Genomic DNA, 20,399 nt, shown 5'->3' on the forward strand with positions numbered 1-20,399 from the left:
CGCTGTTTCCCGGCGGCAACACCGCCCTCAGCGCACCCGGGCCCCGGCTGTGAGCCCGGGGGAGCACCCCTTCCCGGGCGGGACCCTCAGGGCGCCAGGCGGACGGGCAGCGCCGCGAGACCCCTGGTCCACGGCGACGACGCCCAGGCCAGACGCTCCTCGGGCACGGCCAGCCGCAGGCCCGGCAGCCGCCGCCGCAGCACCTCCACGGCCGTCCGCGCGATCAGCCGGGCCTGCGCCTGGGCCGGGCAGGCGTGCGGCCCCGCACCGAACGCCACATGCGCGCGGTTGCCCGTCACCGGCCGTCCGCACGCGGGCAGCACCCGCGGGTCGCGGCCCGCGGCGGCCAGCCCCAGCACGAGCATGTCCCCGGCCCGCACCTCCCGCCGGCCCAGGCGGACGTCGCGCAGGGCGTAGCGGCCGGGGAGGTTCTGGGTGGGCGGGAACCGCCACAGAACCAGGTCCAGCGCCTCGTCCAGGGTCAGGTATCCGCCGTCCAGCGAGGAGCGCAGGGCCGGATCGGTCAGCAGCAGGCGCAGCGTGGTGGCGATCCAGTTCTTCGTCGTCTGGTGGGCCGCCACCACCGTCACGGCCAGGTTGTGCAGCACCTCCTCCTCGCGGAGCGAGGCGGGGTGCGTCAGCAGCCAGGAGGTGACGTCGGGGCCCGGCGCGCGCCGCTTCTCCCGCACCAGGGCCAGCAGGACGCGCTCCAGCCGGCGGCCGGCGTGGACGGAGTCGGCGTTGGCGGCGGCCGTGCCGGCGACGGCCTCCGCCAGTTTCCGGCTGACCGGCTCGTCCGCCCCCAGCAGCCGGGTCACGACCCGCGCCGGCAGGCGGTGCGCGTAGTGCGGTACGAGGTCGGCCTCGCCCCGCCCGGCGAAGGCGTCGATCAGCCGGTCGGCGGTGTCGCGCACCAGGCGGCCCAGTTCGCCGCCGTCGACCCGGCCCAGCGTGTCGGCGACCGCCGACCGCATCCGCCGGTGCCGCCGCCCGTCGGCGAACATCAGGGCCGGACGCCAGCCGAGGAACGCCAGCAGCGGGGAGTCGGCCGGCACCCGCCCCTCGCGCAGCAGGCGCCAGTGGCGAGGGTCGTGGCTGAAGTCCCGTTCGCGGCGCGCCACCCGCAGCAGCTCCTCGTAGCCCATGACCAGCCAGGCGTGCACCCCCGGGGCCAGGGCGACGGGCGCGACCGGCCCGTGTTCCGCGCGCAGCCGCTCGTACAGGGCGGGCAGGCCGTCGCCGTCGAGGCCCGGGCCGTACAGCGGTACGTGGCGCGAGCGGCCGGAGTGCCCCGGCCGGTCGGGGCGGCCGGGGTACTCCGGTGGGGTCTCGGTCCGGGGGCGGCGGGGAGCAGCGGTCATGGTGGCTCCGGGAGGGGGAGGGGGAGGGGGGAGCGGCCCGGGGGCGGCCCGTACCACCGGCAGACAACGCGCCGGCGGCCGACGCGGTCAACCGCCTTATCCGAAAAGAGTCCTGGAATACCACTCAGGAGTGAGCCGGCGGGCGGCGGGCGGTGTGGATCAGCCCGCCAGAGCCCGGTCGAGACCCCGTTCGCGCGGCCCGAGGAAGTGCGGATCGGGGGTGAACGTCGCCTCCAGCCCGGCCTTCGCCGCGCCCGCCACCTCGCGCAGCGCGCCGTAGTACCAGGTGGCGTCGTGCGGTTCGGCGACACCGACGCCGTACGCGTCGATCCCGGCGGCCCGGCACAGGGCCAGCGCGCGGCGTATGTGGAAGCCCTGGCTCACCAGCAGCGCCCGCTCCACGCCGAAGATCCGCCGGGCGCGGGCGCAGGAGTCCCAGGTGTCGAAACCCGCGTGGTCGCCGACGACGTCCTCGGCGGGGACGCCGCGGCGCACCAGGTAGTCCCGCATGGCGCCCGTCTCGTCGTAGTCGCGGCGGCTGTTGTCGCCGGTGACCAGTACCGCGCGCACCCGGCCCCGGCCGTACAGCTCGGCGGCGGTGTCCAGCCGGTGCGCCAGGTAAGGGGACGGCTCCCCGTCCCACAGCCCGGCGCCGAAGACGACCACGACCGGGGCTGCCGGTGCGCCGCCGAGGGTGCGGACGCGGTCGCCGGCGGAGACCGCGACCCAGGTCGCGGGCAGCAGCCCCAGCACGCACAGCAGCACCGCGGTCTGGAGGACCTGCCTCCTTCCGGGTTTCACGGTCCTCCCCATCCCCTTGGCCTTCACCCTGGCGGTCCTCACCTTGGTCTTTACCGAGCTGATCATCACACCGATGGAGACGGTCCGAGCCGCGCCGCGGTTGCCGCGGCTACGGTGGGCGGCACCGGACCGCGAAGGCGGCGAATGCGGCGCGGACGGCGAAGGCGGCCGGGAACGGGAAGAACGGGAACGGAAGAAGAGGAGCGGCGGCCATGGCGGAGACGGGCATCCTGACGGTGCTGACCACCACCGACAGCCGGGAGAAGGCCGAGGCGCTGGCGCGCGGCGCGGTGGAGGCCCGCGTCGCGGCGTGCGCCCAGGTCTCCGGCCCGGTGACCTCGGTCTACCGGTGGGAGGGCGAGGTGCGCGCCGAGCCCGAGTGGCAGGTGCTGCTGAAGACGGCGGCGGCCCGCTACGACGCCCTGGAGGCGCACCTGCGCGCGGCGCACGACTACGACACCCCCGAGATCATCGCCACCCCGGTCATCCGCGGCGGCGCGGACTACCTGGCCTGGGTCGCCGAGGAGACGGAAGGTTCCTGAGCCGTGCGGCGGCTTTACAGGGCCAGATGACGACGCAGGGCGGCGTCGAGGTCGGCCAGGACGTGCGACGGCAGCACACCGACCCGGTGCAGCACCCGTTCCACGGCCACGGAGCGCACCTGTTCGCACTGGGCTTTGGAGTCTTTGCGCAGGCCGCAGTCCGCGGCCTTGAGGAGTACCTGGAACGGGTGGACACGCGTGGTGTTGGAGGTCACGGGCACCACGGTCAGCACACCCCGGCCGGCGCGGTCCACCGAACGGTTGGCCGCGTCGTTGGAGACGACGACGGCGGGGCGTGCCTTGTTCGCCTCACTGCCGCGAGTCGGGTCCAGATCGACCAGATAGATGTCACCGCGCCGCATCGCCGAGCCCGTCCGCAGCAGTCGCGTCCCACAGCTCCGCGTCCTCGTCCTCGGCCCACTCCTGCCAGGCGGCGGTGTAGTCCTGTTCGAGTTCCGAGGCGCGCAGCAACTCGATCGCGGCGTGTATCACGGCCGATCGCGACTCGATCTCGGCCCTGGCGGCGTACGCGTCGACGAAGGCGATGTCTTCCTGAGGGAGGCTCACACTTACCTTCATACCGCCGATGGTACAACGGTGGCTTCGACGGTGCTACCCCGGTTGCTACCCCGAATCCCCCGCGCGCTCCACCCGGACCGCGCAGACCTTGAACTCCGGCATGCGCGAGACGGGGTCCAGGGCCGGGTTGGTCAGGGTGTTGGCGCGGCCCTCGCCCGGCCAGTGGAACGGCATGAACACCGTGTCCGGGCGGATGCCCGGGGTGATCCGGGCCGGTGCCACCGCCCGCCCCCGCCGTGAGACCACCGCCACCGGCTCCCCCTCGGCCACCCCGATCCGCTCGGCCAGCCGCGGATGGAGCTCGACGAACGGGCCCGGGGCGGCCCCGTTGAGCTCCGCCACCCGGCGGGTCTGGGCGCCGGACTGGTACTGGGCCAGCACCCGGCCCGTGGTCAGCAGCAGAGGGTGGTCGGCGTCCGGTTCCTCCGCCGAGGGACGGTGGGTGACGGGCGCGAAGCGGGCCCGACCGTCGTCGGTGGCGAAGCGGTCCAGGAACAGGCGGGGGGTGCCGGGATGGGGGGCGGGGGAGCGGTCCACGGCGGGGTCGTCGGCCTCGTCCGTGCCCGGGACCTCCGGGCACGGCCAGAAGACCCCGTCCTCCTCGGCGATGCGGCGGTAGGTGATCCCCGAGTAGTCCGCCAGGCCCCCGGCCGAGGCCCGCCGCAGTTCCTCGAAGACCTCCTCCGGGTCGGTGGGGAACCCCCTCTCCCAGCCCAGCCGCGCCGCCAGCGCGTTCAGCACCTCCAGATCGGTGCGCACTCCGGGCGGGGCGTCCACGGCCCTGCGGCGCAGCAGCACCCGGCCCTCCAGACTGGTCATCGTGCCCGTCTCCTCCGCCCACTGCGCCACCGGCAGCACCACGTCCGCCAGCGCGGCCGTCTCCGACAGCACCACGTCGCACACCGCCATGAAGTCCAGCGACCGCAGCCGCCGCTCGACATGGGCGGCGCGCGGAGCGGAGACGACCGGGTTGGAACCGGTCAGCAGCAGGGCGCGCACATCGCGGCCGAGCGCGTCCAGCAGCTCGTACGCGCTGCGCCCCGGCCCCGGCAGCACAGCGGGGTCCACACCCCACACCCGTGCCACGTGCTCGCGCGCCGCCGGGTCGTCCAGCCTGCGGTAGCCGGGCAGCTGGTCGGCCTTCTGGCCGTGCTCGCGCCCGCCCTGGCCGTTGCCCTGGCCGGTCAGGCAGCCGTAACCGGACAGCGGGCGGCCCGCCCGGCCGGTGGCCAGGCACAGGTTGATCCAGGCGCCGACGGTGTCGGTGCCCTTGGACTGCTGCTCGGGCCCGCGTGCGGTGAGCACCATCGACGACTCCGCGTCGCAGAACAGCGCCACCGCCTCCCGCAGCGCGGGCACCGGCACCCCGGTGATCCGCTCCACCAGCTCCGGCCAGTGCGCCATCGCCGCCGCGCGCGCCTCCTCCCAGCCGCTGGTGCGCGCCGCCACGAAGCCGGTGTCCACCCGCCCCTCGGCCACCACCAGGTGCAGCATGCCCAGTGCGAGGGCCAGATCCGTGCCGGGGCGCGGGGCCAGGTGCAGGTCGGCGTGCTCGGCGGTACGGGTGCGGCGGGGGTCGACGACGATCAGCTTCCCGCCCCTCTCGCGCAGCTCGGTGAAGTAGCGCAGGGCTGGCGGCATGGTCTCGGCGGGGTTGGCGCCCACCAGGATCACGCAGCCGGTGCGCGCGACGTCCGCCAGCGGGAAGGGCAGCCCGCGGTCCAGCCCGAACGCCCTGTTCAGGGCGGCGGCGGCCGAGGACATGCAGAACCGGCCGTTGTAGTCGATCTGGGAGGTGCCCAGCACCAGCCGGGCGAACTTGCCCAGCGCGTACGCCTTCTCGTTCGTCAGCCCGCCCCCGCCGAACACCCCCACCGCGTCCGGCCCGTACGAGCCCCGCGCCGCCGACAGCCCCGCCGCGGTGCGGTCCAGCGCCTCGTCCCAGCCGGCCGGTTCCAGCGGTCCGCCGGCGCGGCGCCGGACCAGGGGCCCGGTCAGCCGCACCCGGGAGGAGAGCACGGCGGGGGCGGTGCGGCCCTTGCCGCACAGCGCGCCGCGGTTGACGTCGAACGCGGTGCGCTCGACCACCTCGACCCCCTCCTCGCCCCCGGTGGGGCGCAGCCCCATGCCGCACTGCAGGGCGCAGTACGGGCAGTGGGTGTCCACGGTCGCCGCGGGCGCCCGGAGGGTCCGTCCGGCGGGCTGGGCAGTCGTCGCGCTCATGCCGCCCAGCGTGCGTCGCGCGTGTTACGCCCCGCGCCCCCGCGGGTTACGGGCCCGGTACGCCGGGCTCAGTCCGCCGGGACCGGCGCCGTGAGCCGTGTGCAACCGGGCGTCACAGCGGCGCAACGGCGGGGCAACCGCGGCCCGCCACACTCGCCTCATGACCTCCCCCCTCCGCGCCCGCCCCCGCCCCGCGCCCCCGCTGGTCGCGGTCGCCCACGGCTCCCGCGAGCCCGGGGCGCTGCGCACCGTCACCGCACTGCTCGACCTCGTGCGGTCCCTGCGCCCCGGACTGCGGGTGGAGCTCGGGCACGTCGAGCTGAACGAGCCGCTGCTGCCGGACACCCTGGAGGCGCTCCCGGCGGGGGAGGCGGTCCTCGTACCGCTGCTCCTCGGCCGCGGCCACCACGTCAAGCACGATCTGCCCGGGGCCGCTGCCGCCGCCGGGCACCTGTCCGCGCCGATCGCCGCGCCGCTGGGCCCGCACCCCCTGCTGGCCGAGGCGCTGGCCGGGCGGCTGGCCGAGACGGGCTGGAGCGCCACCGGCGCGTCCCGCACCGGCGGCGTGGTGCTGGCCGCCGCCGGATCGCGCGACCCGGACTCGGCCCGGGACGCCGAACGGACGGCCGCCCTGCTCTCCGCCCGCCTCGGCGGCGTCCCGGTGGTGCCCGCCTACGCCTCGGCCGCCGAGCCGACCGTGCCCGAGGCCGTGGCCGCCCTGCGCGCCGCCGGGCGCCACGACACCGCCCTGGCCTCGTACTTCACCGCGCCGGGCCTCTTCGCCACCCGGTGCGCGCGGGACGCCCCCGGCCTGCCCGCCGCCCGCCCGCTGGGCGCGCACCCGGCGCTGGCCCGCCTCGTCCTGCACCGCTACGACGAGGCGCTCGCCCGGGCGCGTACGGCGGCCCGCGAGCCCGCCTTCCCCGCCCTCCGCCCGGTGCGGGGCGGACTGGCCCGCGCCTCCTGACCGCCGGCGGCGGCCCGCGCCCGCCCCGTACCCGCCCGTCCCGTACCCGCGCGCGTTGTCACCCGGGGCGGCTAGCGTCGGTGTATGCGCGGCAGGTATGGCGATGCGTACGCCATGGACGACACGACGGACGGCACGGACGGCACACGGGGCACGGCGGGCGGCGCGGCGGAGCACGTCGCCGGCTACGACGGGGCGGCACTGGAGCGATGGGTGCCCGAGCCCGACAAGCGGCCCGGACGCACCGCCTTCCAGCGCGACCGGGCGCGGGTGCTGCACTCCGCCGCGCTGCGGCGGCTGGCGGGCAAGACCCAGGTCGTCACGCCCGACGCCGCCGCCCGGGCATGGGACGCCACCCCCCGCACCCGCCTGACGCACTCGCTGGAATGCGCCCAGGTGGGACGGGAGTTGGGCGCCGCGCTCGGCTGCGACCCCGACCTGGTGGAGACCGCCTGCCTCGCCCACGACCTGGGCCACCCGCCCTTCGGGCACAACGGCGAGCGGGTACTGGACGAGATCGCCGGCCCCTGCGGAGGCTTCGAGGGCAACGCGCAGTCGCTGCGGCTGCTGTCGCGGCTGGAGCCGAAGCGGTTCGTCGGACGGGCCGGTGAGGACGGCGGCCCGCAGGTCTGCGTCGGCCTCAACCTCACCCGCGCCGCCCTGGACGCCGCCACCAAGTACCCCTGGCCGCGCGGCGGCCACCCCACCGACCGCGCGTCGAGGAAGTTCGGCGTCTACGAGGACGACCTGCCGGTCTTCGAGTGGTTCCGGCGCGGCGCCCCCGAGCACGGGCAGTGCTTCGAGGCGCAGGTCATGGACTGGTCCGACGACGTCGCCTACTCCGTCCACGACGTCGAGGACGGCCTCCACGCCGGCCACCTCGACCCCAACCTGCTGCTGGCCGAACCCGAGCGGCGCGAGGTCTTCGCCGTCGCCGCCGCCCGCTACGCGCCGCCCGGCACCGAGGAGGCCGAACTCGCCGGGGCCCTGGACCGGTTGCTGGAGCAGGAGTGGTGGCCGCACGGCTACGACGGCACGGCGGTCGCCCAGGCCCGTCTGAAGGACGCCACCAGTCAGCTCATCGGCCGCTTCTGCCTGGCCGCCGAGGGCGCGACCCGGGCGGCGTACGGTTCGGGCCGGCTGACCCGCTACGGCGCCCGCCTGGTGGTGCCGCGCGCCACGCGCCTGGAGTGCGACGTGCTCAAGGCCGTCGCGGACCGGTACGTCATGCAGCGCCCCGACCAGGAGCGGCTGCGCGGCGAGCAGCGCGACATCCTGGCCGGACTGGCCGAGGCGCTGATCGCCCGCGCCCCGGACGGCCTGGATCCGCAGTTCCGCGCGCTGTTCTCGGAGGCCGGCGACGACCGGGCCCGGCTGCGCGTGATCGTCGACCAGATCGCCTCCCTCACCGACGCCTCCGCCCGCCACCTCCACGCCCGCCTCACGGACCCGGCGGCGTGACGGCGGCGTGACGGCGGGGGTGGCGGCGCAGACCGGTCGCCGCCCCGGGGCAGGGGCGCGGGCACCGGTCACACATGCGTATGAACGGGCCGTCTTCACACTCCGGCGAACCGGCCCCCTCTGCATGGTCGGCGGTATGGCGACCAAGAAGTACACCGTGGCCCTGCCGGAGGAGCCGGCGCGACCGGTGGGCGATGCGGAGAAGGCCCTGCCGGGCGGGCTCGAGGCCGGTCCGTCGGACCCGGCGGTGGCCGGGGCCCTGATGGTGGGGGCCGTCCGGCCATGGACGGCGGGGGGATCCGGTGCCGCGCGAACACGGCCGGGGGAGCGGGCCTTCGCCGCGGCCCGTACGGGCCCCGGCGCGGCCGGGTGGCCGGCGCCTCCGCGTCGCGGAGGCGCCGGGGGCGCGGTTCAGCAGGCGCCCAGGTCCCGCCAGACCCCGGCGACGCCCGGCTCCTCGCCGCGCGTCCACCAGGCGGCCCGCCAGGCGTGGCCCCGGTGGGTGGCGGACTGGCCGCCGTTGTAGACCGTGGAGTTGTTCCAGGCGGCGGAGGAGCACTCGGCCGGCCGGGTCGGCGGCTCCGGCGTCCCGCCTCCGCCGTCACCGCCGCCGCTGCCGACCTGGATGTCCACGCAGTTGTAGAACGCGTTGGCGGTGTCCGCGACGTTCCACACGGCGAGGATCTTGTGCTTGCCGGAGGGCAGGCCGCTCAGGGTGTGCGAGATGTTCGACGGCGGGCGGGTGCCGCCCTGGTCGAACCGCTTGAACAGCACGCCGTCGACGTAGTAGTCCCAGGTGCTGGTGCTGTGCGCGGCGGTCAGCCGCCACTGGAAGGTGACGGTGCTGGAGACCTGGGTCACCGGCCAGTTCCGGCTGTCGTCGTCCAGGAAGGTCCACCGGGTGCCGCCGCTGCACAGGCGCGAGCCCTTGGGGGCCTCGACGCTCTGCGGCTCGTACTGCAGGCCGTCGCAGCCGGTGACCCGGCCGGTGGCGCAGTGGTCCTGGCGGCTGGGCGGGGAGGTGATCCAGCCGTGGGCGCCCGCCGAGCTTGCCGAGGTCATGACAATCGCGAGGGGCAGTGCCAGCGCGAAGGCGAAGAGCGAGGCCAGCAGCCTCGCGGGACTCCTCCGCGGCGTCCGGGGGATGTGTCCGGTCTGTCGCATGTGGGGGCTCCTCCTCCTTCCGCGCGGGCCGGACCGGCCGGCGCGGAGCGGTACGGGGGGTGGCGACCTGCCGTGCGCAGGGCCTCGACGGTGACGATAGATTGGTACATACCAATCGTTAAGAGCGGCTTCCGGCCCGTTTCGCGGGGGTGTGACCGGGGTGCGCACGGTGCAACGGGGGTCGTCCGCCCGGGTGGAGGAGCCCGGAGGGCGGGCGAAGAGAGCGGGAATGGGCCGTTCTGTCCGCTGGCCGGATCCGGTCCGCGTCAACGGCCCCGCCCCCTCCCCGTCCCTTCCCCGCCGTGCCGCGGCGGGGAAGGGACGGGCCGTTCTCAGTCCAGGGCGTGACCGGTGGTGCTGTCCACATGGCCGGGGATCTCCCCCTCGTGGCGGTCCCCGGTCGAGGCCGTCCCGGTGGGCTCGAACATCAGGATCGACCCGCCGTCCGAGGACGGCTTGTGCTCGGTGCCGCGCGGCACCACGAACACGTCGCCCTTGCGCAGTTCGACGGTCCTCTCGCCGCCGTCGGCGTCGCGCAGGGCGATGTCGAAGCGGCCGTCGAGGACGAGGAAGAACTCGTCGGTGTCCTCGTGCACGTGCCAGACGTGCTCGCCCCCGGTGTGGGCGATCCGGACGTCGTAGTCGTTCACGCGGGCCACGATCCGCGGGCTGTACACGTCGGTGAAGGAGGCCAGGGCCTCGGCCAGGTTGACGGGTCGCTGGGCGGCCTGGGGTACGGGTGTCTTGGTCATGGGGACGATTCTCTGCGGTTTCCGCGCGCCGTTCACGGTGTTCCGCGGGCGCGCACCCTCAGGAGGCCGGTTCCGGGGCCAGGTCCGCCACGACGGCGGCGTGGTCGGACGGCCAGACGCCGCCGACCGGGCCGTCACCCGCCCGCCGTACGGCCGTGACACGGCCGACCCCGTCCGGGCCGGGCGGCCCGACGTGGATGTAGTCGACGCGCGCGCTGGGCCGGAAGGTGGCCGCGACATAGGGGTTGGCCGCGTCCCGGGTGGCCGCCGGGGCGGCCGGGGCGGCGTACTCCCAGGCGTCCAGCAGCACTTGGCCCTCGACGGCGGGGGCCGTACGGGAGCCGCCCAGCAGGCGGATCTCGTCGGAGTCGGGCGCCGCGTTGAAGTCCCCGGTGACCACGGGCGGGAAGTCGGTCCCGCCGCGGTGCGCCGCGACGAACTCCGCCAGGGCCGCGACCTGCCGGCAGCGCAGGGCCGAGGCGTGGGCGGCCGAGGTCAGGTGCGTGGTGAAGAACGGCACCGGGCGGCCGGGCGCGTCCAGCAGGGCGTACAGCGCCACCCGGCCGTCGTCGCCCCCGGCCGGGGGCAGCACGGCCCGGGCCCGGTCCACCACGGGCCAGCGGCTGAGCACGGCGTTGCCGACGCCGAGTTCCGGGTCGTCCAGCCGCTTGCGCCACTGCCCGGGGACGTCCCAGGAGGCCCAGGCCCAGTGCATGTCCAGCTCGCGGGCGAGCCGTTCGGCGAGGTTCTCCCCGCCGCGGGTCCACACCTCCTGCAGGCCGACCGCGTCGGGTCGCAGTTCGCGCAGTGTGGCCAGGATCGCCTCGTACCGCTCCCGCCACGGTCCGAACCGCCACCACACGTTCCACGTCATCACGCGCATCCGCCGCCCCGCTCCCTGCGTCGCCCCTGGTGGGCCATGGGTGTACCCCTTCCACCGCCCCGGTACCCGCCCGACGTGACGCGCAGCGGTCCGCGGGGGAAACGGTTCGGGTACGCCCGATCCGGACGCTCCGGGGCCCCGCGTCAGTCGGCCGACTCCAGGAAGTCCGCTATCGCCGGGGCGAAGGACGGGTCGCGCACGGCCGTCAGATGGTCGCCGTGCAGGGTCCGCAGCGAGGCGTGGGGGAGCGCGTCGGCGAGCACCCGGGGGCGCCCGGCCAGCGGGTCGTCCGCGCCCGCGAGCACCAGGGTCGGCACGGTGACGTCCGCCAGCGCGGTCGGGCCCTGGTGCATGGACCTGCCCTGTGCGGCCAGGGCGCGGCGGTCGGCGCCCACCTCGTCCGCCCAGATCCGCAGGCCCGCCATCCGCAGCGGTACGTCGGCCGGATCGTCCGCGAGCAGCGCCGCCACCACCAGTTCGGGGGGCAGTTCACGGGTGTCCACACCGCCCAGCTCGACCACCCCGGCCCCCACCCCGCCGACGACCAGCCGGGTGACGCGCTCGTCCCGGGCGGCGGCCAGCAGCGCGGTGACCGCGCCCATCGAGTAGCCCACCAGGTGCACCCGTCCCTCGCCGAGGACGTCCAGCAGGCCCAGCAGGTCGCGCGCCATGGCCTCCTCGCCGTAGCGGCGGGCGTCGTGCGGCTTGTCGGAGCGGCCGTGGCCGCGCGCGTCGATGCCGACCACCCGCCGTCCCCGCCGGGTCAGCACCTCGACGACGCCGGGACGGACCCAGTTGGTGTGGGTGTCGGCGATGAAGCCGTGGTGCAGCACCACGACCGGCAGCCCGCTGTCCCCGCCGGGCGCCGGGTCCCACCGGTGGTAGCGGATGGTCACGCCGTCGAAGGAGGTGAACTCTCGTGTCATGGGCCGACCGTAGGACGGCCGGCAGCGGCCCGGCGGTCGCGGGGAAGGCCGTTGTGCGAGCGCACACGCCGCCCGGCCGGCCGCTGGGCCGCGGCCGCGACCTGGTCTTATTGTCATGGACACTATGTGGGCTCGGTGCTGTCGTGGAAGGACACCCGGGCCACCTGGGAGTCCCTTCCGAGGAGGGATGCGCGGATGCACGGTGCGAACACCGCACGCAAGGCCGTGGCGGAACTGATCGGCGGCGCACGCGCGGGACGGGGCGGCGCGCTGCTGGTGCGGGCCGAACCGGGGCTCGGCGCCGGCACCCTGCTGGACCATGCCGCGGCCCGCTTCGAGAGGACGGGCGAGGGCGGCACCGTGCTGCGCGCCCGGGGCGTGGCCGCCGAGACGGCCGTCCCCTACAGCGGACTGCACGCCCTGCTGCGGCCGGTGGCCGACCGTGCGGCGCCGGACGACCCGCGCACCGCCGCCCTCGCCCGCGCCCTCGCGCTCGGCTCGGCGCCCGCCGACGACGGACCGGTGCTGGCCGGCCTGGCGGCGCTGCTGCACGACCTGGCCGCCGAAGGACCGCTGCTGCTGTGCGTCGACGACGCGCACCACCTCGACGCGCCCTCCCGCCGGGCCCTGGGCTTCGCTGCCCGGCGGCTGGGCCCGCCGCTGCCCGCCGCGATGCTGGTCGCGGCGCGCTGCGACGGCGCCGAGGACCCGCTGCTGGCGGGGCTGCCCGTACTCACGCTGGAGCCGCTGGACGCCGCCGCGGCCGGCGCGCTCCTGGACGATCTGCTGCCCGCCGACGCCGACCCGGCCGTACGCGAGGCGCTGCTGCACAGCGGCGGCGGCAACCCCGGCCTCCTCACGGACCTGGCCGCCTCCCTCACCCCCGCCCAGCTCACCGGCGCCGAACCGCTGCCCCACCCGCTCCCCGCCACCGGGCCGCGGCTGCGCGCGGCCGCCGCCGAACTGGCCGGCCTGCCCGAACGGACCCGCACCCTGCTGCTGCTGGCCGCCGCCGCGTACGAGCTGGGCGGCGCGGCGGACTGCTCCGTCCTGGCACGCGCCGCGGCCCTGGCCGGACTCGGCCCGCACGGGGCTGACCCGGCCCCGAGCCGCGGCGTCCTGCGGCGCGAGGGCGACCGGCTGCGCTTCACGAACCCGCTGCTGCGCCGCGCCGCCTACTGGGGCGAGCCGCCGGAGCGGCGGCGCACCGCCCACCGGCTGCTCGCCCGCGCCCTGGAGGGGACCCGCACCGGGGAGGGCCGGAGCGACGGGGGCGCGGAGGCGGGGGCGCCGCACCGGCTGCTCGCCCTGCGCCACCGCGCCGCGGCCGCCCTGCCGCAGGAGGGCCCCGACCCGGAACTCGCCGACGCACTGGCCGCCACCGCCTCCGACACCACGGCCAGCGACGAGCACACCCACGCCGAACTGGCCGACGCCCTGTGGCGGTCCGCCGAGCTCACCGGTGACGGGCCCGGCGGAGCCCAGGACACCGGCGTGCGCGCGGCCCGGCTGACCGCCGCGGCCGAACACGCCTGGTCGGCCGGACGCCCGTACCGGGCCCTGGCCCTGCTGGACCGGGCCCGTGCGCTGCCCGTCCACGACACCGTGCGCGGCCGCACCGAACTCGTGCGCGGAGTACTGGAGTTGCGCAACGGCGTGGTCACCGACGCCCATGAGCTGCTGTCGTACGCCGCCCGGCTGCTGGGCCCCTACGACCCGCACACCGCCCGCCGGGCACTGCTCCACGCGACCGAGGCGGCCTGGGCGATCGGCGACATCGCCGGGTTCCGCGCCGACCTCGCCCGCATCGCCGGGCTGAGGACCCCCGCCGAGGACCCGCTGCTCGACGACTACTGCGCGGGCCTGGACGCTGTGCTGTCCGGCGACATCGCCCGCGGCGGCCCGATGCTGCTGCGCGTCCTGGAGCACGCCGCCGGCGAACGGCAGCCCTGGAGGCTGATACGGGCCGGGATCGTGGCCCTGGTCGTCGGCGACGTCGCGGCGGCCCACGACCTCAACACCCGCGCCCTGGCCGCCGCCCGGGCGTGCGGGCCGGCCGCCGTCGTCCCCCAGGCGCTGGAACACCTTGCCTACAGCGAGCTGCGGGCCGGGCGGCACAGCCGGGCCCGGGCCCACGCCGAGGCCGGACTGCGCCGTGCCCGCCGCACCGGCCAGCGCAACTGCGCCGCCCACCACCACGCGGTGCTGGCGATGGCCGCGGCCGTGCGGGGGGACGCGGAGGCCTGCGCCGGGCACGCCCGCGCGGCGGGCGAGGACGCCGGCCCGCACGGCCTGGGCGTCGCCGCCACCCTGGCCCAGTGGGCGCTGGCCCGCTGCGACATGGGGTACGGCAGGCCGCACGAGGCGGCGGCCCGGCTGGAGCCGCTGGTGGGCACCGGGCCGGGCGAGCTGCCGGGGACCGGTGCCGGGCGCGGGCACTTCGCGCTCCAGGCGCTGGCCGCGCCGTGCCTGGTGGAGGCGGCCGCCCAGGCGGGCGACCCGCGTACCGCGCGCGCCGCGCTGGCGCAGTTCGCCCAGTGGACCGCCGTCACCGCGGATCCGATGGCGCCCGTCCAGCTCGCCCGCTGCCGGGCCCTGCTCGCCGGGCCGGAGGAGGCGCCGGAACTGTTCGCGAAGGCGCTGGAGGAGCACGCGCGGATCGACAGCGACTTCGAGTACGGCCGCACCCAGCTGCTGCACGGCAAGGCGCTGCGCCGCGGACGCCGGCCGGGCGCGGCCCGCGGGGTGCTGCGCGACGCGCTTCTGGCCTTCGAGCGGTGCGACGCCCGCGGCTGGGCCGACCAGGCCCGCGCCGAGCTGCGGGCCACCGGCGAGGCGGCCGGGCAGGGCGCGCCGCGGGTGCTGGGCAGGCTGACCCCGCAGCAGCTGCGCATCGCGCGCTGCGTGGCCGAGGGCGCCACCAACCGGGAGGTCGCGCTGCGGCTGTCGGTCAGTCCCCGCACGGTCGACCACCACCTGCGGAACGTCTTCGCCGCGCTGGGCATCCGCTCCCGTGTGGAGCTCACCCGGGTCCTGGCGGCGGCCGGCGACGGCCGGCACGACGGCTGAGGGCGGGGCCGGGCCGGTGCGGGACCGCTGCCGGGACGGAACCGGCGGCGGGACAGGACCGGGGTGGCGGGGCCGTCCGCCCTCCCGCGCCCGCGTACGCCCACGTGCTGTACCGGTTCGCCCCGCACGGGCCGCCCACGCCGGGCACCTGGGAGACTGAGCGGTCGCTAAGCGATTTCGGCACGCCTCTGGATATCCCGGTCCGGGCCTGCTGACAATGCTGCATCGAGCCGCTCCCGACACCCGCCAGGTGGAGGACCGAGATGCACCCCGTCGTACGCGCTCCCGTGAACGCCGAGGCCGTGGCCGTGCTGCACCGGGCCGCCCGCCCGCTGATGGACGATCTCCCCCGGCTCACCGACCGCGTGGTCGAGCTGCTGCGCAAGGAGGAACCCGCCTACCGCGCCGCCTCCGTCGACCAGGACGAGCTGTGGCACGAGGTGTACCGCTCCCTGCGGCACAACGTGGGCTCCCTGCTGCGTCCCAAGGAACTGCGCGACGCCGCCCGCCGCTGCTCGTGGCGGATCGGCGCCGAGCGCGCCGAGCAGGGGCTGCCGCTCGACGCCCTGATGCGGGCCTTCCGGATCGGCGGGGCGGTGGTCTGGCAGTCCCTGGTGGACCGGGTCACCCGGTACGACCCCGACGGCGCGCGGCTGCTGGTCCACGTGGCGGCCGAGGTGTGGGACTTCGTCGACGAGCACTGCGCGGTGGTCGCCGAGGCGTACCGGCGGACCGAACGCCGGCTGGCCTGGCGCCACGACAACCGCCAGCGGCTGATGGCCGACGCCCTGCTGGAGGGCACCATGCGCGTCGCCGACCTCGCGGAGACCTCCGAGGCGCTGGGCCTGCCCGAGCGGGGCCGGTACGCGGTGGTGATCGTCGCGGGCCCCGGCCGGGAGGCCCACCGGGCCCTGATCCGCTCCCGCGTCCCCGCGGCCGTGCGGATCCTGTGGCACCCCCGGTCCGACGCCGACCTGGGCATCGCCCCGCTCGGCGGCGGCCCCGGAGACTCCGGAGAGCCCGGAGACCCCGGTACCGCGGACGCCGCCGAAGCAGCCGACGGACTGCTGGCGGAGCTGGCCGGCGCCCTGCCCGCGCTGCCGGGGCTGCGGACCGGCATCAGCTCCGCGGTGGAGGGCCTGGCCCAGGTCGGCGACGCCCGCCGGCTCGCCGAGACCGCGCTGCGCTCCGCCACCCCGGGCGGGGCGCCGGTCCTGCTCCATGAGCACCTGCCCGCCGCCCTGCTGGTCTCCTCGCCCGGCCTGGCCGCGGCCCTGGCCGAGCGGGTGCTGGGCCCGGTGCTGCGGCTGGAGGGCCCCGACCGGGACCTGCTGCTGGACACCCTCGCCGTCTGGCTGGAGTGCGACGGATCGGCGCGGCGGGCCGGGAGCAGGCTGTTCTGCCACCGCAACACCGTCCTCAACCGGCTGCGCCGCTTCGAGCAGCTCACCGGCCGGTCGCTGGGCCGCCCCCACGAGGTGGCCGAGCTCTCCCTCGCCCTGACCGCCCGCCGGGTGCTCCACGGCCGGACGTACGGGGAGGGCCCGGGGGCGGCGCGGACCGCGCCCGTCCAGGCCCGCCCCGCGGTCTGAGGCGCGTACCGGATGGTTCCAGACGAAAGAGGATGGTGCACGCGAAGGGGGTAGAGCGGTCCTGAGGGCGGGGAAGATCTGTGGGAGACGTCCGCGGAGCCGGCTGCGGACCGTCCCCGGAACACCCGGACGACCGGCCCGCCGCCCCTCCGGGGCGCGGCCGACGGGGCGAGCCCCGGGAGATCCCACCGCAGGGGGGCAGGGCAACGAGGAGGAAGCACGTGGTCGACGCACATCGCACGTTCGTCATCGTCGGCGGCGGCCTGGCCGGGGCGAAGGCGGCCGAGACCCTGCGGGCCGAGGGCTTCACCGGCCGCGTCATCCTGGTCGGCGACGAACGCGACCACCCCTACGAGCGACCTCCCCTCTCCAAGGGCTACCTCGCAGGCACCGCCGAACGCGACAGCGCCTTCGTCCACGAGCCCGCCTGGTACGCCGGCGCAGCCGTCGAACTCCACCTCGGCCAGCCCGCCGTCCGCCTCGACCGCGGGGCGAGGACGGTGGAGCTCGGCGACGGCACCCGGATCCACTACGACAAACTGCTGCTGGCCACCGGCGCCGAGCCGCGCCGCCTGAACGTCCCCGGCACCGAGCTGGCCGGGGTGCACCACCTGCGCCGCCTGGCGCACGCCGACCGGCTGCGCGGCACCCTGGCCGGGCTCGGCCGCGACAACGGGCACCTGGTCGTCGCGGGCGCGGGCTGGATCGGCCTGGAGGTGGCCGCCGTCGCCCGCTCCTGGGGCGCCGAGGTCACCGTCATCGAGCCGAACCCCACCCCCCTGCACTCCGTCCTCGGCCCCGAGCTGGGCGCCGTCCTCGCCGACCTGCACCGCGAGCACGGCGTGCGCCTGTACTTCGGCACCTCCCTCACCGAGATCGTCGGCCAGGACAGCCAGGTCCTGGCCGTCCGCACCGGGGACGGCGAGGAGCACCCGGCGCACGCCGTGCTCGCCGCCGTCGGCGCCGCCCCCCGCGTCTCCCTGGCCCGCGCCGCCGGGCTGGAACTGGCCGGGGAGCCCGTGGGAGGCATCGCGGTGGACGCCTCGCTGCGCACCAGCGACCCCGACATCCACGCGGCCGGCGACGTCGCCGCCCTCCACCACCCGCTGTTCGGCACCCGGCTGCGCGTCGAGCACTGGGCCAACGCCCTGAACGGCGGGCCGGCCGCCGCCCGGGCGATGCTCGGGCAGGAGGTCTCCTACGGCCGGGTGCCGTACTTCTTCTCCGACCAGTACGGCACGAGCATGGAGTACTCCGGCTGGGCGCCGCCCGGCTCGTACGACCAGGTGGTCGTCCGCGGCGACCTCGGCAAGCGGGAGTTCACCGCGTTCTGGCTGAGCGAGGGGCGGGTGCTGGCCGGGCTGGGCATGAACGCGGAGGGCGTCACCGGCCCGGTCCAGCGGCTCGTCCGCTCCGGCCGGGAGACCGATCCGGAGAAGCTGGCCGACCCCTCGGTCCCACTGGAGGAACTGGCCGGAAAGTGACCCGCGGGTCCCGCCAGGTCCCGCCCCGGCCCCGCCGCGCCCCGGCCGCGGGCCCGCGTCCGCGGAGCCGTAGCGTGGAGGCATGACCGTCCCCGTCGTCCGCACCGCGCTGGTGCCCGTCTCCGAAATCCTCGACCTGCGGTGGGAGGTGCTGCGCCCGGGACTGCCGCGGGAGGCGGCGGTCTTCCCCGAGGACGGCGACCCCGCCGCGTTCCACATCGCCTCCTACGAGGGGGACGCCCCGGAGGTCCTCGGCTGCGGCACGTTCTTCCCCGAGCCCTTCCCCGGCCCCCTCTCCGAACCCCTCCCCGGACCCGCCTCCGGCCCGCCGCCGGAATCCGCCGCCACCGCCTACCGCTTCCGCGGCATGGCCAGCGCCCCCGCCGCCCGCGGCCGGGGCCACGGCGCCGCCGTGCTGCGCGCGGGCGCCGCCGAGGCCGCCGCCCGCGGCGCCGGACTGCTGTGGTGCAACGGCCGCACCCCGGCCCGCGGCTTCTACGAGCGCCAGGGCTTCCGGGCGCACGGCGAGGAGTTCGTCATCGAGGGCGTCGGCCCGCACCTCGTCTTCGTCCGGGAGATCCGGCCCCGGACCCGCCGTACCGGGGATGTCGCAGGGCGGCCGTAGACTTCTGCCGTGGCGGGACGGATCAACGACGACGACGTGAAGGCGGTGCGGGACGCGGTCCCGATCGACGCCGTCGTCTCCGAGTACCTCCAGCTCCGCCCGGCCGGCGGCGGCAACCTCAAGGGCCTGTGCCCCTTCCACGACGAGAAGTCCCCCTCCTTCCACGTCAGTCCGAGCAAGGGCCTGTACCACTGCTTCGGCTGCCAGGCCGGCGGGGACACCCTCGACTTCGTGATGAAGGTGGACCACCTGTCCTTCTCCGAGGCCGTCGAGCGGCTCGCCTCCCAGGCGGGGGTCACCCTGCGCTACGAGGAGGGCGGCTACGCCCCCGGCCGCCAGCAGGGCGAGCGCATCCGGCTGGTCCAGGCGCACAAGGCCGCCGCCGCCTTCTACACCGAGCAGCTCGACTCGCCGGAGGCCGAGACCGGCCGCCGCTTCCTGGCCGAGCGCGGCTTCGACCAGGAGGCCGCCGCGCACTTCGGCGTCGGCTACTCACCGGCCGGCTGGGACCACCTGACCCGTTTCCTGCGCGGAAAGGGGTTCAGCGACAAGGAGCTGATCCTGGCCGGTCTCGCCCAGGAGAGCCGCAACGGCCGCCCCATCGACCGCTTCCGCGGCCGGCTGATGTGGCCCGTCCGCGACATCACCGGCGAGGTCGTCGGCTTCGGCGCCCGCAAGCTGCGCGAGGACGACAACGGGCCGAAGTACCTCAACACCCCCGAGACGGCGATCTACCGCAAGTCCCAGGTGCTCTACGGCATCGACCTGGCCAAGCGCGAGATCGCCAAGACCGGCCGGGCCGTGGTCGTCGAGGGCTACACGGACGTGATGGCCTGCCACCTGGCCGGGGTCACCGGCGCCATCGCCACCTGCGGCACGGCCTTCGGCGGCGAGCACATCAAGATCCTGCGGCGGCTTCTGATGGACAACTCCCGCTCGGAGGTCGTCTTCACCTTCGACGGCGACGCGGCCGGGCAGAAGGCCGCCCTGCGCGCCTTCGAGGACGACCAGAAGTTCGCCGCCCGCACCTCCATCGCCATCACGCCCGGCGGCATGGACCCGTGCGAACTGCGGCTGGCCGAGGGCGACGAGGCGGTGGCGGCCCTGGTGGAGGGGCGCTCGCCGCTGTTCGAGTTCGCCATCCGCTCGGTCACCGGGCAGCACAACCTGGACACCGCCGAGGGCCGGGCCGCCGCCCTGGAGGAGGCCGCGCCGATCGTCGCCCGGATCAAGGACGGCTCGATCCAGCACCAGTACGCCGTACGCCTGGCCGGGCTGCTGGGCATCCTCGACACCGAGTTCGTGGTGCGGCGGGTGGGGCAGCTCGCCCGCTGGGAGCGCGAGCGGCGGTCCGGTGGTCCGGGAGGCCAGGGAGGTCCGCAGCAGCGCCGCCCCGCCGGGCCGCCCGTACCGCAGGTCCGGCCCGGCCCCGCGCCCGGCGGCCCCCGGCTGGACCTGCGCAGCCCCCAGCGGCTGGCCGAGCGCGAACTGCTCAAGCTGGCGCTGCAGTTCCCGGCGCTGGTCTCCCCGCTCTTCGACGCCTACGGGGCCGACGAGTTCACCGCCGAGCCCTACGCCGAGGTGCGCCGGGCCGTGGAGAAGGCCGGGGGAGTGGAGCGGGCCGACGGGGAGTACCTGACGCGGGTGCGCGACGCCGCGCCGGACGACACCGTGCGGTCGATGATCACCGAGTTGAGCGTCGAGCCGCTGCGCACTCCGCGCGAGCCCGACGAGGCCTACGCCGGGGAGTTCCTGGTCAAGGTGCGGCTGGAGGCGGTCAACCGCCGGATCGCCGAGCTGAGCAGCACCCTCGCGCGCATGGCGAACAGCGGGGACGACGCCCAGACGGCCGTCGCCGAGCAGCTCTGGACGCTGGAGCGGTACGGCCGGTCGCTGCGCGACCGCGGCGCCGCCGCGCTCTGGTCGTAGGCCGGGCGCGGACCGGGCCCCGTGCCGGCCCGGTCCTGCAC

General features: G+C 76.4%; 17 protein-coding genes. 8 read left to right on the top strand and 9 right to left on the bottom strand.

From position 1 onward, the window contains the following. Window positions 1-86: 86 nt before the first annotated feature. Together BMY40_RS01805 and BMY40_RS01810 are read right to left on the bottom strand one after the other, a co-directional pair. Window positions 87-1,361 (bottom strand): cytochrome P450 family protein, encoded by a 1,275-nt coding sequence (locus BMY40_RS01805; protein WP_093654611.1) that lies wholly within the window; start codon window positions 1,359-1,361, stop codon window positions 87-89. A 159-nt stretch (window positions 1,362-1,520) separates the two neighbouring features. Next, window positions 1,521-2,174 carry a SanA/YdcF family protein gene (locus BMY40_RS01810; RefSeq protein ID WP_425443073.1) on the bottom strand — a complete coding sequence of 218 codons (654 nt, stop codon included), beginning with the start codon at window positions 2,172-2,174 and terminating at the stop codon, window positions 1,521-1,523. Between the two features lie 200 nt (window positions 2,175-2,374). On the opposite strand from BMY40_RS01810, the gene cutA reads away from it, so the two are divergent. Next, on the top strand, window positions 2,375-2,704 hold the full coding sequence (gene cutA, locus BMY40_RS01815) for a divalent-cation tolerance protein CutA (RefSeq protein WP_093654615.1): 330 nt from the start codon (window positions 2,375-2,377) through the stop codon (window positions 2,702-2,704). 14 nt (window positions 2,705-2,718) lie between these two features. Here cutA and BMY40_RS01820 read toward each other — a convergent pair whose 3' ends face one another. Genes BMY40_RS01820 through BMY40_RS01830 form a run of 3 tightly spaced genes read right to left on the bottom strand, consistent with a single transcriptional unit; the run spans window position 2,719 to window position 5,506 of the window. Then, on the bottom strand, window positions 2,719-3,066 hold the full coding sequence (locus tag BMY40_RS01820; protein ID WP_093654617.1) for a type II toxin-antitoxin system PemK/MazF family toxin: 348 nt from the start codon (window positions 3,064-3,066) through the stop codon (window positions 2,719-2,721). After that, complete coding sequence (locus BMY40_RS01825) at window positions 3,053-3,283, bottom strand: ribbon-helix-helix domain-containing protein (protein ID WP_093654619.1); 231 nt, start codon at window positions 3,281-3,283, stop codon at window positions 3,053-3,055. Before BMY40_RS01825 ends, BMY40_RS01820 begins: the two co-directional genes overlap by 14 nt. A 45-nt stretch (window positions 3,284-3,328) precedes the next feature. Beyond that, complete coding sequence (locus BMY40_RS01830) at window positions 3,329-5,506, bottom strand: molybdopterin oxidoreductase family protein (protein ID WP_093654621.1); 2,178 nt, start codon at window positions 5,504-5,506, stop codon at window positions 3,329-3,331. Window positions 5,507-5,666: 160 nt separating this feature from the next. Between BMY40_RS01830 and BMY40_RS01835 the strand changes: the two genes are divergently transcribed. Then, window positions 5,667-6,473 (top strand): sirohydrochlorin chelatase, encoded by an 807-nt coding sequence (locus BMY40_RS01835; RefSeq protein WP_093654623.1) that lies wholly within the window; start codon window positions 5,667-5,669, stop codon window positions 6,471-6,473. 114 nt (window positions 6,474-6,587) lie between these two features. After that, window positions 6,588-7,934 (top strand): deoxyguanosinetriphosphate triphosphohydrolase, encoded by a 1,347-nt coding sequence (locus tag BMY40_RS01840; protein ID WP_093654625.1) that lies wholly within the window; start codon window positions 6,588-6,590, stop codon window positions 7,932-7,934. A 411-nt stretch (window positions 7,935-8,345) separates the two neighbouring features. On the opposite strand, the gene BMY40_RS01845 is transcribed toward BMY40_RS01840, so the two are convergent. The 4 genes from BMY40_RS01845 to BMY40_RS01860 form a co-directional block, all read right to left on the bottom strand. Next, on the bottom strand, window positions 8,346-9,098 hold the full coding sequence (locus BMY40_RS01845; RefSeq protein ID WP_093654627.1) for a lytic polysaccharide monooxygenase: 753 nt from the start codon (window positions 9,096-9,098) through the stop codon (window positions 8,346-8,348). A 332-nt stretch (window positions 9,099-9,430) separates the two neighbouring features. After that, window positions 9,431-9,850, bottom strand: a complete 420-nt coding sequence (locus tag BMY40_RS01850) for a cupin domain-containing protein (protein WP_093654629.1) — start codon at window positions 9,848-9,850, stop codon at window positions 9,431-9,433. A 58-nt stretch (window positions 9,851-9,908) separates the two neighbouring features. Beyond that, window positions 9,909-10,733, bottom strand: a complete 825-nt coding sequence (locus tag BMY40_RS01855) for an endonuclease/exonuclease/phosphatase family protein (RefSeq protein ID WP_093654631.1) — start codon at window positions 10,731-10,733, stop codon at window positions 9,909-9,911. A gap of 143 nt (window positions 10,734-10,876) precedes the next feature. After that, window positions 10,877-11,659 (bottom strand): alpha/beta fold hydrolase, encoded by a 783-nt coding sequence (locus tag BMY40_RS01860; protein WP_093654633.1) that lies wholly within the window; start codon window positions 11,657-11,659, stop codon window positions 10,877-10,879. Between the two features lie 195 nt (window positions 11,660-11,854). On the opposite strand from BMY40_RS01860, the gene BMY40_RS01865 reads away from it, so the two are divergent. From BMY40_RS01865 to dnaG, 5 genes are all read left to right on the top strand, one after another. Continuing rightward, complete coding sequence (locus tag BMY40_RS01865) at window positions 11,855-14,728, top strand: LuxR family transcriptional regulator (RefSeq protein WP_093654635.1); 2,874 nt, start codon at window positions 11,855-11,857, stop codon at window positions 14,726-14,728. 263 nt (window positions 14,729-14,991) lie between these two features. Next, window positions 14,992-16,320, top strand: a complete 1,329-nt coding sequence (locus tag BMY40_RS01870) for a PucR family transcriptional regulator (RefSeq protein ID WP_093654637.1) — start codon at window positions 14,992-14,994, stop codon at window positions 16,318-16,320. 221 nt (window positions 16,321-16,541) lie between these two features. Beyond that, window positions 16,542-17,804: an NAD(P)/FAD-dependent oxidoreductase gene (locus BMY40_RS01875; RefSeq protein ID WP_093654639.1), complete on the top strand. Its 1,263-nt coding sequence runs from the start codon at window positions 16,542-16,544 to the stop codon at window positions 17,802-17,804. Window positions 17,805-17,886: 82 nt separating this feature from the next. Then, on the top strand, window positions 17,887-18,429 hold the full coding sequence (locus BMY40_RS01880) for a GNAT family N-acetyltransferase (protein WP_093654641.1): 543 nt from the start codon (window positions 17,887-17,889) through the stop codon (window positions 18,427-18,429). Between the two features lie 9 nt (window positions 18,430-18,438). Next, the gene (gene dnaG, locus BMY40_RS01885) at window positions 18,439-20,358 is read left to right on the top strand and encodes a DNA primase (RefSeq protein ID WP_093654643.1); all 1,920 of its coding nucleotides are present in this window, start codon (window positions 18,439-18,441) and stop codon (window positions 20,356-20,358) included. The last annotated feature ends 41 nt before the right edge of the window (window positions 20,359-20,399 follow it).

The organism is Streptomyces radiopugnans (genome assembly GCF_900110735.1).
GTDB classification, from domain to species: Bacteria; Actinomycetota; Actinomycetes; order Streptomycetales; family Streptomycetaceae; genus Streptomyces; species Streptomyces radiopugnans.

Coding starts and splice junctions, on each gene's coding strand:
- BMY40_RS01810 (WP_425443073.1), bottom strand. CDS start 2,174: ATGGGGAGGACCGTGAAACCCGGAAGGAGGCAGGTCCTCCAGACCGCG.
- BMY40_RS01805 (WP_093654611.1), bottom strand. CDS start 1,361: ATGACCGCTGCTCCCCGCCGCCCCCGGACCGAGACCCCACCGGAGTAC.
- BMY40_RS01865 (WP_093654635.1), top strand. CDS start 11,855: ATGCACGGTGCGAACACCGCACGCAAGGCCGTGGCGGAACTGATCGGC.
- BMY40_RS01860 (WP_093654633.1), bottom strand. CDS start 11,659: ATGACACGAGAGTTCACCTCCTTCGACGGCGTGACCATCCGCTACCAC.
- cutA (WP_093654615.1), top strand. CDS start 2,375: ATGGCGGAGACGGGCATCCTGACGGTGCTGACCACCACCGACAGCCGG.
- BMY40_RS01845 (WP_093654627.1), bottom strand. CDS start 9,098: ATGCGACAGACCGGACACATCCCCCGGACGCCGCGGAGGAGTCCCGCG.
- BMY40_RS01850 (WP_093654629.1), bottom strand. CDS start 9,850: ATGACCAAGACACCCGTACCCCAGGCCGCCCAGCGACCCGTCAACCTG.
- BMY40_RS01830 (WP_093654621.1), bottom strand. CDS start 5,506: ATGAGCGCGACGACTGCCCAGCCCGCCGGACGGACCCTCCGGGCGCCC.
- BMY40_RS01820 (WP_093654617.1), bottom strand. CDS start 3,066: ATGCGGCGCGGTGACATCTATCTGGTCGATCTGGACCCGACTCGCGGC.
- BMY40_RS01835 (WP_093654623.1), top strand. CDS start 5,667: ATGACCTCCCCCCTCCGCGCCCGCCCCCGCCCCGCGCCCCCGCTGGTC.
- BMY40_RS01825 (WP_093654619.1), bottom strand. CDS start 3,283: ATGAAGGTAAGTGTGAGCCTCCCTCAGGAAGACATCGCCTTCGTCGAC.
- BMY40_RS01880 (WP_093654641.1), top strand. CDS start 17,887: ATGACCGTCCCCGTCGTCCGCACCGCGCTGGTGCCCGTCTCCGAAATC.
- BMY40_RS01870 (WP_093654637.1), top strand. CDS start 14,992: ATGCACCCCGTCGTACGCGCTCCCGTGAACGCCGAGGCCGTGGCCGTG.
- BMY40_RS01855 (WP_093654631.1), bottom strand. CDS start 10,733: ATGCGCGTGATGACGTGGAACGTGTGGTGGCGGTTCGGACCGTGGCGG.
- BMY40_RS01840 (WP_093654625.1), top strand. CDS start 6,588: ATGGACGACACGACGGACGGCACGGACGGCACACGGGGCACGGCGGGC.